Genomic DNA, 13,405 nt, shown 5'->3' with positions numbered 1-13,405 from the left:
CGCCGCCGTGCCGGGCGGCACGCGCGCCGCCGCGGGCTGCCGGCGGCGTGCGGCGAGCGGCCGGGCGTGGGCACGGGATGAACCGGGGTCGTCACTTTGTGGCACCGTCGTCCGATGCGAACCCAGGTCGGCCCTGGTTAGGCTGGTGACCCCCCGGGCCGGCGTCGTGGTGTGCCGCCCGCAGCCCACGAGGAGCGCCATGCAGCCCGCCGACTCCGCCCCGGCCGCCACCGAGCCGCCCACGGCGGGCGGGCACGGCGAGCCCGCGGTGGCGCGGGACGCCGCAAGGGTCGTCCCCCAGCCACGTACCAGCCCCGCCGCCGGTGCGCCAGCCGTTCCGCAGCCCCGCCCGGCGGCGGACCCGGACGCCGCCTCGGCGCCGCCCTCCCCGGCCCCCGCGCCAGCTCGTGACGCCGCCGTGGCGGCCGCTCACGTCACCGCCCCGACAGGTGACGTCGAGGCCGGTGTCCTGCCAGGTGGCGTCGAGGCCGGTGCCGTGTCCGGTGACGTCGGCGTTCAGCCGGCGGATGCCCGGACGGGCGGCGGCCTCGCTGAGCGGGAACGGGGCATCCTCGCCTTCGAACAGCAGTGGTGGCGGCACGCCGGCGCGAAGGAACAGGCCATCCGGGACACCTTCGGAGTCTCGGCGACCCGCTACTACCAACTGCTCAACGCGTTGCTCGACAACCCGGCCGCTCTCGCCGCCGAGCCGGTGCTGATCGGCCGGCTACGCCGGTTGCGGTCCTCCCGGGCCCGCAACCGCCGTCGCTGACCCGTCACCTGGTATGAACCCGAAGGCGGCCGTTGGTCGAGAACGGGGGAAAATGATAAGAATGGGGGCTTATCGGGCCGTCGCGCTGCCAGCAACCGCAGCCGACTACCGAGTGCTCTGCCAGGCAGCCGGGGGTGGGTCCGGCGGCGGCAGGCTGGCCTCGACCTCGACGCATTCACCCAGGGGTGTAGGTCGTGCGGACGCTTTGGAGCTGAGTCGTTTGTGACATCAGGCGATGTTGGTGCGGTGCGGTGTCTGAGGCGCCGTGGCATCGGCTGGGGCGGGCGGGTCTGAAACGCTTTGGGTCGGCGGTGGTGCCGGGCGTCTGAGGCGTCTTGCGTCGGCGCTGGTGCCTGGGGTGCCGCGGCATCAGCGGGCCGGTGAATCGTTTACGACATCAGCTCGAAAGCGTCTCGTGGGCGGATCCTCCGCCGTCCGGCACCTGGGCGGATCCCGCTCACCGATCAGCGAGGACGAGCCAGGATTCACCCGACCTTGGTGACGAATGGCCCCTGGAGGGGGCCGCTCCGCACCAAGGTTTCGTTCTGATCCGCGACGGGCGGCGCAGCCGTGCCCCGCAGCCGGCAGCGCAGCCGTGCTGAGCGTTCGCACACGTCGCCCGGCGAGGCCGGCCCCTTCCGGGGTGCCCGCGACGGAATGCCGGCGATCCGTACGGGTACCCGGGTGTCGTTCCGGGCCGCGTACTCGCGGCCGGTTCACGTTCCGGGCCGTGACCTGCGGCCCGGGGCCGACGGAGGGGAGCGGCGATGACGCAGATCAACCCGAGCCGGCCACCGGACGGTGCGAACGGCACCGGACAGCGGGCCCGGCAGGAGGCGTCCCGGGTCGGGCACCAGGCGACCCAGGCCGGCGGGCAGGTCGCGCACGCAGCCGCCGAACAGGGCGGGCACGTGGCGTCGGAAGTCCGCCGGCAGGCACACGACCTGACGGGTGAGACCCGCACGCAGTTGCACGACCAGGTCCGGACGCAGCAGCACCGGGCCGCCGAAGGGCTGCGCGGCATCGGGCGGGAACTCGGCTCGATGGCGGAGCGCAGCGAGGACTCCGGCATGGCCAGTCAGGCGGTCCGCCGGGTGGCGGACGCCGCCCAGCAGGCGGCCGGCTGGCTCGACGAACGCGAACCCGGGGCGGTGGTCGACGAGGTGCGGGCGTACGCGCGCCGGCACCCGGGCACCTTCCTGGCGGGAGCGGCCGTGGCCGGCGTACTGGTCGGGCGGTTCACCCGGAACCTGACGGCCCCGGGCGACGGGGCGCGCACGGCGGGCCGGCCGGAGAGCCAGCCGACGGGTGCGGCCGGCCGGAGTGGGCCGCAGCCGTACGAGCGCACGGTCGAGGCGCCGTACGTGCCCGAGGAGGCGTACACCGGCACCGCCCGGGTGCGTAACGCCTCGCCGCCCGGCCGACCCGGGCAGGACATACCGGGCGGGGTGGCGCCGTGAGTGCCCCGGAGAAGGAACGGAACCAGTCGGTCGGCGACCTGCTGGGCGACGTGACCCGCGACTTCTCCACGCTGGTCCGCAAGGAGGTCGAACTGGCCAAGGCGGAGCTTCGCGAGGAGGCGGGCCAGGCCGGCAAGGCCGGCGGGATGTTCGGCGGGGCCGCGCTGGCCGGCTTCCTGACGGTGCTGTTCGTGTCGTACGCGCTGTGGTGGGGGCTGTCCAACGTGATGGACCAGGGCTGGGCCGCGTTGATCGTGGCCGTCCTCTGGGGGATCGTCACGGCCGTCCTGCTCGCCAACGCGCGGACGAAACTGGCGCAGCTACGGTCGGTACTGCCTCGGACGAAGCAGACGGCGCGGGAGATGCCGAACGCGGTGCGAGGCCGCTGAACCAGCCGGGAGGAGCAGATCATGTCCAACGATCCGGACCGGATCCGGTGGGAGATCGAGAACACCCGGAACGAACTGAGCAGCGACGTCGACGCGCTGACCGACAAGGTCAACCCGCGCCGGGTCGCCGGTGAGCGGGTCGGCCAGGCCCGTGGCGCGCTCACCCGGGCCAGGGAGAAGGTGATGGGCGTGCAGTCGGACGGTCACGGCGCCGCGGAGCGGGGCTCGCACGCGGCCGGGCAGCGGGTGTCGTCAGCGGCCGGGTCGGTACGGGAGGAGGCCCGCTCGCTCGGGCAGCAGTCCCGCCAGCAGGCGCAGGGCAATCCCCTCGCCGCCGGCCTGATCGCCTTCGGCGCCGGGTTGCTGGTGTCGTCGTTGGTCCCGCCCAGCCGACCCGAACGACAGTGGGCCGGGCAGGCCAAGGGCCTGGTGGACGAGCACTCCGAGCAACTGCGCGCGCAGGCCGGACACCTGCGGGAGCAGGCCGGCCAGGTCGGTCAGGAGTTGCGCGACAACCTGCGCGAGCCGGCGCAGGAGGCGGCCCAGGCGGTACGGTCCACCGCCGCCGGGGGCGCGTCCACCGTCCGGGAACAGGGGCGGTCGGCCGCCCACCAGGTGCAGGGGCAGGCGCATGAGGCCGCCGACGACCTCCGTCGCCGCTGAGGCGACCCGGGTGGTCGGGGCGGCGCGGACGATGCGGGTACGTTCCGCGTCCGCGCCGCCCCCCGGCCGGCCGGTCAACGAGGACCTGGTCTTCCGGTTCGGGCCGCTGGCCGGCCTGCTGGACGGCGCAACCGTGCCGGAGGGCTTCGACACGGGCTGCGTACACGGGCCGTCCTGGTATGTGCGGCACCTAGCGGCCCGGCTCGGGTTGGCGGAGGCCGCCCGACCGACGGCGACGCTGATGAGCAACCTGGCGGCGGCGATCCTCGCCGTGCGGTCCGACCACGGGGACGAGTGCGACCTGGACCACCCGGGCACCGTGTCGAGCACCGTCTGTCTGCTGCGCGACGGTGGCGACCACCTCGACTACCTGGTGCTCTGCGACAGCCCGCTGGTGCTCGACGCCGGCGGTGTCGTCGGCGTGGTCACCGACGACCGCCTGGAGACCGCGATGGCCGGCCTGCGCACCACGCTCGCCGCCGTGCCGGCGGGCGCCACCGACCCGGTCGACCGGTTCCGGCGGGCGGTCGGCGTGCAGCGGGAACGGATGAACCGGACCCACGGCTACTGGGTGGCGGCGGCCGATCCAGAGGCGGCGTTCCACGCCGTGACCGGGACGGTGCCGTTGCGCGGGCCGGGCGCGGTACGCCGGGCGGCGCTGCTCAGCGACGGCGCGTCGGCCCTGGTGGAGCAGTTCGGTCTGCTCGACTGGGCGGGGCTGCTGGACGTGGCGACCGCCGACGGGCCGGGCGCGTTGATCGACCGGGTGCGCGTCGCGGAGCGCGACCATCCGGACCGGCTGCGCCGGCGCAAGCGCGCCGACGACGCCTCGGTGGTGCTGTGCGAGTTCGACGCCGAGTGACCCCCCGCCCGGCCGGCCGGCACCGGTCGCCGCCGTCGGGCGGACGGGCGACAGCGGAGCGTGAGCCGGAACACGATGCCCGCTGACCGGCCGGTACCTGCCGCCGGATCGCCAGTCGACGCCGGTCGGGGTGGACTCGGGCCGGTGGGGGCGGCAGACTGCGGCACGTGGCGGGAACGGTCCGGCTGGAGCCGGTGGACGAGCGAAACCTGGAGCCGTTGCTCTCCGTAGCGGCTGCTGAGGCGGAGCCCGGCGACGTGATGCCGCCGGTGGAGGCTCCGGCGGGGTGGTCGCATGCCCGGCGGGAGGCGTTCCGGGAGTTCCACCGGGCGAGCTTCGGCGGTCTGGACGGCCCGACCGGCACCCGGATGTACGCGATCCTGGCCGGCGGCGAGGTGGTCGGCGTGATCCGGATGCGTCGACGCGACGAGCCGGGCACCGTCGAGACCGGGATGTGGCTGGGCCGTTCCGCGCGGGGCCAGGGGATCGGCGTGGCCGCCCTGCGGGAGTTGTTGAACGAGGCGGCGGCGGCCGGGATGCGGCTCGTGGTCGCGGAGACCACCGTCGACAACCACGGCGCGGTTTCGGTGCTGGGCAGGTGTGGCGCGAAGCTGCGCGAGGACGGCGGCAGGGTGCACGCCGAGATCTGCCTGGACTCGACGCCACCGCCCCCGTGATCTCGGCCCGGTCGTCCCCGACGTGACCGGCCCGGGCGGGACGGCTCAGCCGGCGCGCTTGTCGGCGTACGCGGCGAGCCAGGCGACCTGCGCCTCGTCGAGGGACGGGCGGACCCGGGAGCGGGCCGCCGCCACGTGCGCGGCGGTGACCGTGGACGCGGTCAGCGACTCCCGCATGGCCGCGAGCGCCGCCTGCCGCACCAGCGCGGCGCAGTCCGCCGCCGAGAAGCCGTCCAGCTCCCCGCCGAGCGCCGCGAGGTCCACCTCGGGTGCCAGCGGCACGTTTCGCGAGGCGGCGCGCAGGATCTCCGCCCGCGCCGGCCCGTCCGGCGGCGGCACGTAGACCAGCCGCTCCAGCCGTCCCGGGCGCAGCAGGGCCGGATCCACCAGGTCGGGCCGGTTCGTCGCACCGACCACCACCACGTTGCGTAGCGCCTCCACCCCGTCCAGTTCGGTCAGCAGGGCGGCGACCACGCGGTCGGTGGTGCCGCCGTCGCTGGCCTGGCCGCGTACGGGGGCGAGCGCGTCGACCTCGTCCAGGAAGATCAGCGTGGGCGCGGCCTCCCGGGCCCGGCGGAACAGTTCGCGGACCGCGCGTTCGCTCTCGCCGACCCACTTCGACAGCAGTTCCGCGCCCTTCACGGAGAGCACGTTCGCCCGCCCCGAGCCGGCCAGCGCCGTGACGAGGTAGGTCTTTCCGCAGCCGGGCGGCCCGTAGAGGAGCACCCCGCGCGGCGGCTGCACGCCGAGCCGGGCGAAGGTGTCCGGGTAGGTCAGCGGCCAGAGCACCGACTCGGTCAACGTCTCCTTGACCTCCGCGAGGTCGCCCACGTCGTCGAGCGTCACCGAGGCCAGCTCAAGGGTGGACGCCGCCATCGTGGTGGGGCGGACCACCTCCCGCGCGGCGGTGAAGTCGGCCATCGACACCGTCGGCGTCTCGGCCGACTTCTGCCGCAGCGCCGCGCGTACCCCGGCCTCGCGGACCAGCGCGGCCAGGTCGGCGGCGACGAATCCGGGGGTACGCCCCGCGACGTCGTCGAGCCGCACGTCGTCGTCGAGCGGCACCTGCCGGGTGAGCACCGTCAGCTGTTCCCGGCGCAGGGCCGCGTCCGGCAGCGGGACGCTGATCCGCAGCGAGAGCAGGTCGGGGGCGCGCAGCGCCGGATCGACGGCCTCGGGCCGGCCGGTGGTGCAGACGACCGCCGCCCCCGCCCGTACGGTCTCGGCGAGCACCTGCCGAAACACGGTGGCGACCGGCCCGGGTTCGTCAGCGGGGGCCAGCGCCTCGACGTCGGTGACCAGCAGCACGCCGGGGTCGCCCGCGCGGGCCTCGGCGGCGGCGGCGCGCAGCCGCTCGGCGGCGGCCTGGTTGGTCAGGGCGGCCAGCTCGGGGGCCCAGAGCGGGCTGACCCGGGCGCCGACCCGGGCGGCCACGGCGCGCACCAGGGCGGCCTTGCCGGATCCGGCGGGACCGGCGATCAGCACGCCGAGTGAGACGGTGGTGCCCAGCCGGCCGAGTACCTCCTGGTGGTGGAAGCCGAGGTCGAGCAGTTCGGTCAGCTCCTCGGCCTGCGCCCGCAACCCGGGCAGCTCGTCCACGGACGGCGGGGCCGCCGCCGTGGCGCTGTCGGTTCCGGCCGCCCGGTCGGTGAGGTCCACGACGGTCCGCTCGCCCCCGGGTCGCCGGTCGGCGCGTGGGCGCGGCCGGTCGGTGGTGTGCCCGTTCTCGGCGTGGCCGGGACCCGCCGCCCCGGCCCGCCGGCCGGCGCTGTCGAAGGCGTCGGTGCCCGCGGTCGTGCCGGCGGAGCCGCGGGTCGCCTGGCCGTGCTCCCAGCCGACGACGGTGTCCATGGTGACCAGGGCCCCGGTGTCGGGCTCGGCGGCGACCACGGCGAGCAGGGTGCTGGTCCAGGCGTACCCGACGCTGTTGGAGAGGCTGCGCCGGGCGGCCTCCACCAGGCTGCGTACCGAGGCGTCCGGCAGCACGTCCTGCGGTAGCAGCGACACGTCGTCCCCGGTGGTGACGACCTTGCCCAGCAGGGCCAGCCGGAGCATCTCGGGGGAGACCACGGCGGCGATCTGTGCGGGGCCGGCGAGGAGCACCCGGCTGGCCGGTCGGACCGGCAGGCGGCTCACCGTGACCTGGCCGCCGTCGCGCAGCCCGAGGTTGCCCAGCATCAGGTCGTCGGCGTAGAGCAGCGCGGTGCTCGCGGTCGGCTCGGCGGGCGCGACGACGCCGGCCGTCACCCGCCGGCCCGCCAGCCGCACCGGGTCGCCGGGGCGCAGTGCCAGCGCGGTGAGCACCTCCGGGTGCAGCCGGACGATGCCCCGTCGGGCGTCCAGGGCCGCCGGCCGCATGCTCGCGGTCAGGGTCAGGTCGGGTTCCGCCACGGCCCGACCCTAGCCGCCCCGGTCACGCCGCGCCCGAGCCCGGTGTCTTGCGGGCTTCCCGGTGCGGCGCACCGTCGCTGAGCAGGGACGGGTCGCGGCGGATCAGCGCGGCCAGCCGCGCCGCGGAGCCTGGCCCGTCCTGGCCCGGCGGCAGGGGCGGCGTGGGCCTGGTGGAGGCCGGCCGCACCGGGGGCGGCGCCGCGGCGGCCGGGGCGTGGACCGTCACGCCGGTGTCGGTCCAGGCGACCCGCAGCGGGTACGCCTGCCCGCCGTGTTCGATGCGCACGTCTACGGTGGTGCCGGGGTGGCCCGCCACCACCCGCCGGACGGCGTCGGTGATCTCCGCGACGGGGTCGCGGGGCTCCGCGCCGCGCCGGGTGTCGGCCCAGCCGGGTCCGGCGTTGCGCCCCTCGCCCCGGGAGTCGGCGCGGTCCGTGCCGGGGCCCTCCGGTGGCCCGCTCGGTGCGGCGTGCCTGCCGTCCTCCGCCCCGGCCTCGGTGGCCCGCCGCCGCAGCGCCTCCTCGCGGCGGGCCATCCGGGCGAGTGTCTCGTCCAGTCCACCTCTCACGCGACCACCCCTTCTCGTGAAACGGGTCGAACCGCCGGGTCGTCAGGCCTTCCGCTCCCGGGTGGCCCGATCGAGTGCGCGGTCCAGGACGACCAGCAGGGCGTCCCGCACCGAGCGTCGGTCCCGGGCGTCGAACTGCACCAGGGGGACGTGGTCGCCGACGGCCAGCGCCCATCGGATGGCGTCGAGGTCGTGCGCCAGCCGTCCGTCGAAGGCGTTCACCCCGACCACGAAGGGCAGGCCGGCCCGTTCGAAGAAGTCGATCGCCGGGTAGCAGTCGTCCAGCCGGGCGCTGTCCACGACGACGAGCGCGCCGAGCGCGCCGCGGGCCAGATCGTCCCACATGAAACCGAACCGGGCCTGCCCGGGCGTGCCGAACAGGTACAGCTTCAGGCTGCGGTCGATGGTGACGCAGCCGAAGTCCATCGCCACCGTGGTGGTGGTCTTCTCGGAGCGCATGCCGGGGTCGTCGATGCCGATCCCGGCGGTGGTCATCTCCGCCTCGGTGGTCAGCGGGGCGATCTCCGAGATCGCGCCGACGGTGGTGGTCTTGCCGACCCCGAAGCCGCCGGCAATGAGGATCTTGACGGGGATCGGTGGCGCGGTGGCCGGCGCGGGCCGGGGCACGGAGGCCACCCCGGTGGCCGGTGACCGGTGCGTCGGCGGCGCGGGCGGGACGGGTTGCGGCCCGGTCGGGGAGCCGTACCGGGTGCCGGCGTTGTTGGTGGCGATCGCGCCCAGCGGGGCGACCGGCCATTCAGGAGATCGCACGGAGTCCATCAATCACTCGCAGGATGATGTCGGGGTCGAGGACGTCGGCACCGTCGTGCACGTCCAGGTGGCCGGCGGCGCGGAGGTCGCCGACCAGCACCCGGGTCACGCCGAAGTGCAGCCGGGCCCGGGCGGAGATCTCGGCGACCGAGATGGGTTCGCCGCAGAGCGAGACGATCACCTGTAGTTCGGGCGCCAGCCGGGCGAGCGCCCCCGCCCGTTCGGTCGTCGCGCGGGCGGTCACCTGCGTCTCCAGCCCGATCGCCGGATCGGCGCCGGTCACCCGCCCGGCGGTGAGCACGAACGGGCGTGGACCGGCCGGCCCGTCCTCACTCGCGGCAGCGGTCCCGGGCGCCGCCGGGCCGGGCCCGCCGTCGTACGGCGACGACGCGCGCAGGTAGGGCCGGATCCGGAACGTGGGCTCCGGATCCGGCTCCGCACCGGCGGCCTCGGGGTTCACTGCTGAACGGCGTTCTTCAGCTCGGCGATCAGTCTCGGGGTGAGGGCGCCACCGGCCCGCCCGGCGAAGAGGGTCATCTCGTAGGCGACGGTGCCGAGGTTCGCCGACCGGTCGGCGACCACCCCCAGCACCGAGCCGCTGCTGATCGCGCTGATCAGCAGGTAGCCCTCGGCCATGTCGACGACGACCCGGTTGAGCCCGCCGAGGGAGTACCAGCTCGCGGCCCCGCCGGCGAGGCTCGTCATGCCGGAGACCACCGCGGCGAGCCGCTCCGCGTTGGACCGGTCCTTGATCGCCGACATGGCCATCAGCAGCCCGTCCGACGAGACGGCGATCGCCTCCAGCACCCCGGCGGTGCTGGAGGTGAAGGAGTCCAGCAACCAGTTGAAGGTGCGCACCTCCGCGCTGAGGTCCCCGGTGCCCGGGTGCGGGTGCTCGACGTTTTCGTGCGGGAAGGTGCTGGTCACCGTGATGTTTCCTCTTCGTAGCGGTGGTCTTGGCTGACTTCTCGCTGAGCGCGGGCGACGCCCGCCTCGAACTCGGTGAGGAGGGCCCGGACCTCGTCCGGCTTGCCCAGCGACGGGCTGTCGGGCTGTCGGGCCGGCATGACGGTCAGGTTCGCCCCGGGCACCCGTCTGTTCAGCCGCGTGACCGCCGCGCCGGCCGGTGCCCGGCCCAGCTCCGCCCGGCGTACGCCGGATTCGACCGCCTCGACGAGCGCGCGGGCGGCGGCCGGGTCCGCGCCGGTGTCCGCCGCCGGTGCGGTCGTCGGCGGGCGGACCGGCGGCCCAGCCGGTGGCAGCGCGGCGCCCGGCACCCGCCGCCGGATGCCCATCGCGGCGGTACCGGCGGGGGCGGGGCCCGCGGTGGTGGTCGGGGCGGGCTCCGTGGTACCGGCCGGGGCGGGGCTTGCGGTGCCGGCGTCGGCCGGGGCGGGGCCGGTGTCGGCCGGGGCGGGGCCGGTGTCGGCCTGCGGGCCGCCGCCCGCGCCGAAGGCGTTCCAGGGTGCGCCGGACTCCATGCTGCGGCTGGCACGGCTCAGCAGCGCCGGGTCGAACACGGTCGGCGGCCCCTCGGCCGCCCTACCTGCCACCCGGGCCGTGCCGTCTGCCACCTGAGCCGTGCCGTCTGCCACCTGAGCCGTGCCGTCTGCCACCTGAGCCGGCCTGCCTGCCGCCTCGGCCGCGCTGTCCGCCGCCTCGACCGTCGTGCCGGGCGCGGTAACCGCGCCGGTCGGTGCCGGCGCGTCGGGCCCTTCGGCGTCCCGCGCGTCGCCGGGCGAGCGCCGGTCCCGGGTCGGTACGGCGGCCCGGGCCACGGTCACCCCGGCCCGCTCGGCGGGGTGGATCACCAGCGACGTCTCCGGGACGTCCAGGTACGCGCTGACCCCGCCGCCGGCGGTCGGCGTCAGCCGCACCGTCCACCCGTGCCGGCGGGCCAGCCGGCCCACCACGAAGAGCCCCAGCACCTCGCTCGGGGCGAGGTCCAGGCGCTCCCGTCGGGTGAGTCGGGCGTTCTCCTCCGCCAGCCGCTCCGGCGCCATGCCGATGCCCCGGTCCACGACGATCAGCCGCGCCCCGGATGCGGTCGGCTCGCCGCCCACGGTGACCCGGGTGTGCGGCGGGGAGAAGACGGTGGCGTTCTCCATCAGTTCGGCCAGCGCCAGGACGAGGTCGCCGACGGTGCCCGGCGCCACCGACACGCCCGGCGGGACCTGCACGTCGACCCGCGTGTAGTCCTCGATCTCGCCGAGTGCCAGCCGGACCACGTCGCCGAGCGGTACCGGCGCCACGTGCGGGTCCGCGCCGGGCGAGCCGGAGAGCACCACCAGGCTGCCGGCGTTGCGGCGCAGCCGGCTGGAGATGTGGTCGAGCCGGTACAGGTGTTCCAGGCGGGCGGGGTCGGCCTCCTGCCGTTCCAGCCGGTCGATCAGCGCGATCTGCCGGCCGACCAGGTTCTGCGTACGGCGGCCGACGTGGCCGAACATCTGCGCCACGTTGCGCCGGCCGGCGACCTGCCGTTCGACGAGCCGGGCGGCGGTGCTCTGCACCCGGTCGAAGGCGCGGGCCAGGTCGCCGATCTCGTCGCGGGCCCGCACGTCGACCGGGTCGAGGCCCACCGACGCGGTGCTCTCGGCCTCGTCGTCGGCGACCCGGGTCAGTTCCGCCTCGGCGACCCGGGCGACCCGGTCGGCGGAGCGGGTGAGGCGGGTCAGCGGCCGGGTCACGCTCCGGGCGACGACCGCGCTGAGCACCATCACCACGGCGAGGATCAGGCCGGCGAGCCCGCCGACCAGGTACGCCTCGTTGAGTGCCCGGCGCTGCTGCGCGGTCACCTCGGCGATGACGTCGGCGACGATTTTCTTCTCGATGAACTGCCCGAAGGTGATCATCGAGAGGACCGACGGGAAGAGCGCCTCCAGCGACGTGCTCCTGGTCGCGCCGATCGGGTCCAGCGCGCTCCTCGTGAGGAAGTCCGCGCTGGTCCGGGCGGCCACCGCCGCGTCGTTCATCGTCACCAGCGCCAACTGCTCCGCCGTGATGAGGTCGCGGAAGCCCCCGTTGTCCGCCCGCAGCGCCGCCATGCAGGCGACGTACGTGGTGGCCACCCGGGGGGAGCTGGTCGCCTTGACCAGCAGGAGCAGGGCGGAGCAGCCGCCCATCGCCTCGTCGACGCGCAGCAGCCCGTCGAGGGCCAGCACCTGCCGCCCGGCCGTCGTGCCGGTGTCCACCCCGAACGGCAGGCGCAGGGCGTCGATGAGCCCCTTGCTGACCGGCCCGTACGCGGCCACTGCCTGTTCCGGGGTGGCGGTGCCGGCGAGCACGGCGGCCCGCAGGTCGGTGAGCCCGCGAACGCCCTGCAGGGCCTCGGCGACCTGCGGCGTCAGCAGGCCGCCGGGGGTGGCCCGCAGGTCGGCGACGCGGTCGTCCACACCGGCCGCCCGCTGCATGAGTTCGGTGCGGGTGACCCGGCCGAGCAGCAGTCCGACGGAGAGGACGCGCTCCTGTTGCAGGTCCTGGACGAGGCTGCCGATCCGGCTGGCGACGCGTACCCGGTCGGCGATGTCGTGGGCCCGTTGCGCGGCGTCCACCCGGTCGAGGACCGCCGGCACGGCCAGGGCCACCATGCTGAGCAGCGGGATGACGACGAGCAGTGCGAGCTTGCCCCGGATGCGGAGCCTAGCGAGCAGCATCGAAGCGCCCCCACTGGGTGGTCCCGGCTTCGCGGGCGGCGCCTGCCGGCTGGAGTCGGCGCGGTTCCGCGTCGGTGGGCGGCCACGGCGTGTCCTCGGGTGGGACGGCGGCGGGTTGCGCCCCGTCCCGGGGCCGTGCCGGGCGGCGCCGGGCGGCGGCGAGCCATCCCCCGACGAGGCCGGCCCACAGCAGGGCGGCCAGCACCCCGGCGGCCACGGTCAGCCGGCGGTCCCGGTTCGACGCGTCGATGCGCTCGGCGAGCAGGGTGTCGAGTTCGTCCAGCACGAGGGGCAGGAGGCGGTTGGCGGCGGTCTGCGATTCGCGTCGGGCGTCGACGACCTGCGCCTGGTTGGCGGCGGTGGCGCGGCCGGCCGGCGCGGAGTGGGCCGCCAGCGCCTCGACGGAGCGCTGGTAGGTGTCGAGCGGGGCCAGCACGATCGAGCCGAGGTCGGCGCTCTGCGAGTTCTCCACGGCCGCCCGCAGGTCGGTGACCAGGTCGTCGGCGGGGACGAGGACGGACACCCGCAGGGCGGCGGCCTCGGCGGTGGTGCGGTTGCGGTCGGCGGTGGGGCGGTCGGCGGCGAGCACGGTCAGGTCGGCCAGTCGCCCGGCCGCGACCACCGCCTCGGGCAGGTCCCGGGCGCCATGCTGGAGGAAGAACGAGTCCGGCCGGGGGTCGCGGATCAGCCCGGAGGTCTCCCGGACCTTGCCGTGCAGGGCCAGCAGCAGGTCGGTGGCCTCGCCGTACGCGGCGAAGGCCGCCTCGGGGTCGGCGGGGCCGCGTGCGCTCAGCGCCTCGATCCTGGCCCGCAGGCCGGCCCAGCGCTCCCGGGTGCGCAGTTCGTCGCCGACGCGCGCGTCGACCGAGGCGGCGGCCTCGACCGCGTTGGTCAGGGCCGCGCTGGTGGCGGGCCGGGCGGCGACGGCGGCGGACTGGGCGTCGACCAGGGCGTGGGTGACGGGGGCGAGGGCGCGCAGGTACTCCACGCCCAGCCGCTCCCGGTCGGCCAGGTCCCGGTCGTCGGCGGTGAGCCGCCAGGCCTGGACGAAGAGCAGGGTCATCGGCGCGAGCAGGGCGACGAGGAGGAGCAGCGGTAGTACGCGGCCCACCGCGAGGGGCCGTCGACGAGCCGGTGGCGCGGGGACTGTCATGGCTGTCTCCTCCGGCGGGAGCACGGGATCGGTGAGGTGGGCCGGG

General features: G+C 75.9%; 13 protein-coding genes. 6 read left to right on the top strand and 7 right to left on the bottom strand.

Annotation, left to right across the window (positions count from 1 at the left end):
- The first annotated feature begins 199 nt into the window (after nucleotides 1-199).
- The 6 genes from ACQ452_RS26110 (at nucleotide 200) to ACQ452_RS26085 (ending at nucleotide 4,823) form a co-directional block, all read left to right on the top strand.
- Nucleotides 200-772, top strand: coding sequence for a DUF3263 domain-containing protein (locus ACQ452_RS26110; RefSeq protein WP_433388144.1), 573 nt, complete (start codon nucleotides 200-202; stop codon nucleotides 770-772).
- Nucleotides 773-1,539: 767 nt separating this feature from the next.
- Nucleotides 1,540-2,232, top strand: a complete 693-nt coding sequence (locus ACQ452_RS26105) for a hypothetical protein (protein WP_433388141.1) — start codon at nucleotides 1,540-1,542, stop codon at nucleotides 2,230-2,232.
- Nucleotides 2,229-2,621 (top strand): phage holin family protein, encoded by a 393-nt coding sequence (locus ACQ452_RS26100; RefSeq protein WP_433388139.1) that lies wholly within the window; start codon nucleotides 2,229-2,231, stop codon nucleotides 2,619-2,621. The genes ACQ452_RS26105 and ACQ452_RS26100 overlap by 4 nt, the downstream gene beginning before the upstream one ends.
- A 21-nt stretch (nucleotides 2,622-2,642) precedes the next feature.
- Nucleotides 2,643-3,284, top strand: a complete 642-nt coding sequence (locus ACQ452_RS26095) for a DUF3618 domain-containing protein (RefSeq protein ID WP_433388137.1) — start codon at nucleotides 2,643-2,645, stop codon at nucleotides 3,282-3,284.
- Nucleotides 3,253-4,146 (top strand): hypothetical protein, encoded by an 894-nt coding sequence (locus ACQ452_RS26090; RefSeq protein ID WP_433388135.1) that lies wholly within the window; start codon nucleotides 3,253-3,255, stop codon nucleotides 4,144-4,146. Before ACQ452_RS26095 ends, ACQ452_RS26090 begins: the two co-directional genes overlap by 32 nt.
- A gap of 167 nt (nucleotides 4,147-4,313) precedes the next feature.
- Nucleotides 4,314-4,823, top strand: coding sequence for a GNAT family N-acetyltransferase (locus tag ACQ452_RS26085; RefSeq protein ID WP_433388132.1), 510 nt, complete (start codon nucleotides 4,314-4,316; stop codon nucleotides 4,821-4,823).
- A 45-nt stretch (nucleotides 4,824-4,868) separates the two neighbouring features.
- Here the strand turns inward: ACQ452_RS26085 and ACQ452_RS26080 are convergent, their stop codons facing one another.
- From ACQ452_RS26080 to ACQ452_RS26050, 7 genes are read right to left on the bottom strand one after another with little or no spacing between them, the layout of a single operon-like run.
- Entirely contained in the window at nucleotides 4,869-7,214 is a 2,346-nt protein-coding gene (locus tag ACQ452_RS26080) for an AAA family ATPase (RefSeq protein WP_433388130.1), read from the bottom strand.
- 22 nt (nucleotides 7,215-7,236) lie between these two features.
- On the bottom strand, nucleotides 7,237-7,782 hold the full coding sequence (locus ACQ452_RS26075) for a hypothetical protein (RefSeq protein WP_433388128.1): 546 nt from the start codon (nucleotides 7,780-7,782) through the stop codon (nucleotides 7,237-7,239).
- Nucleotides 7,783-7,824: 42 nt separating this feature from the next.
- A complete protein-coding gene (locus ACQ452_RS26070; protein WP_433388125.1) occupies nucleotides 7,825-8,562 on the bottom strand; it encodes a GTP-binding protein in 738 nt (245 codons plus the stop codon).
- Complete coding sequence (locus ACQ452_RS26065; RefSeq protein WP_433388124.1) at nucleotides 8,540-9,013, bottom strand: DUF742 domain-containing protein; 474 nt, start codon at nucleotides 9,011-9,013, stop codon at nucleotides 8,540-8,542. Before ACQ452_RS26065 ends, ACQ452_RS26070 begins: the two co-directional genes overlap by 23 nt.
- Nucleotides 9,010-9,480, bottom strand: coding sequence for a roadblock/LC7 domain-containing protein (locus ACQ452_RS26060; RefSeq protein WP_433388122.1), 471 nt, complete (start codon nucleotides 9,478-9,480; stop codon nucleotides 9,010-9,012). The genes ACQ452_RS26065 and ACQ452_RS26060 overlap by 4 nt, the downstream gene beginning before the upstream one ends.
- A complete protein-coding gene (locus ACQ452_RS26055; RefSeq protein WP_433388120.1) occupies nucleotides 9,477-12,206 on the bottom strand; it encodes a nitrate- and nitrite sensing domain-containing protein in 2,730 nt (909 codons plus the stop codon). Before ACQ452_RS26055 ends, ACQ452_RS26060 begins: the two co-directional genes overlap by 4 nt.
- Nucleotides 12,193-13,317, bottom strand: coding sequence for a hypothetical protein (locus tag ACQ452_RS26050; protein WP_433388118.1), 1,125 nt, complete (start codon nucleotides 13,315-13,317; stop codon nucleotides 12,193-12,195). The genes ACQ452_RS26055 and ACQ452_RS26050 overlap by 14 nt, the downstream gene beginning before the upstream one ends.
- Between the last annotated feature and the right edge of the window lie 88 nt (nucleotides 13,318-13,405).

The sequence above is a fragment of the Micromonospora sp. KLBMP9576 genome (assembly GCF_050941805.1).
GTDB lineage: Bacteria > Actinomycetota > Actinomycetes > Mycobacteriales > Micromonosporaceae > Micromonospora.
This window is presented reverse-complemented; position numbering and strand designations above follow the sequence as displayed.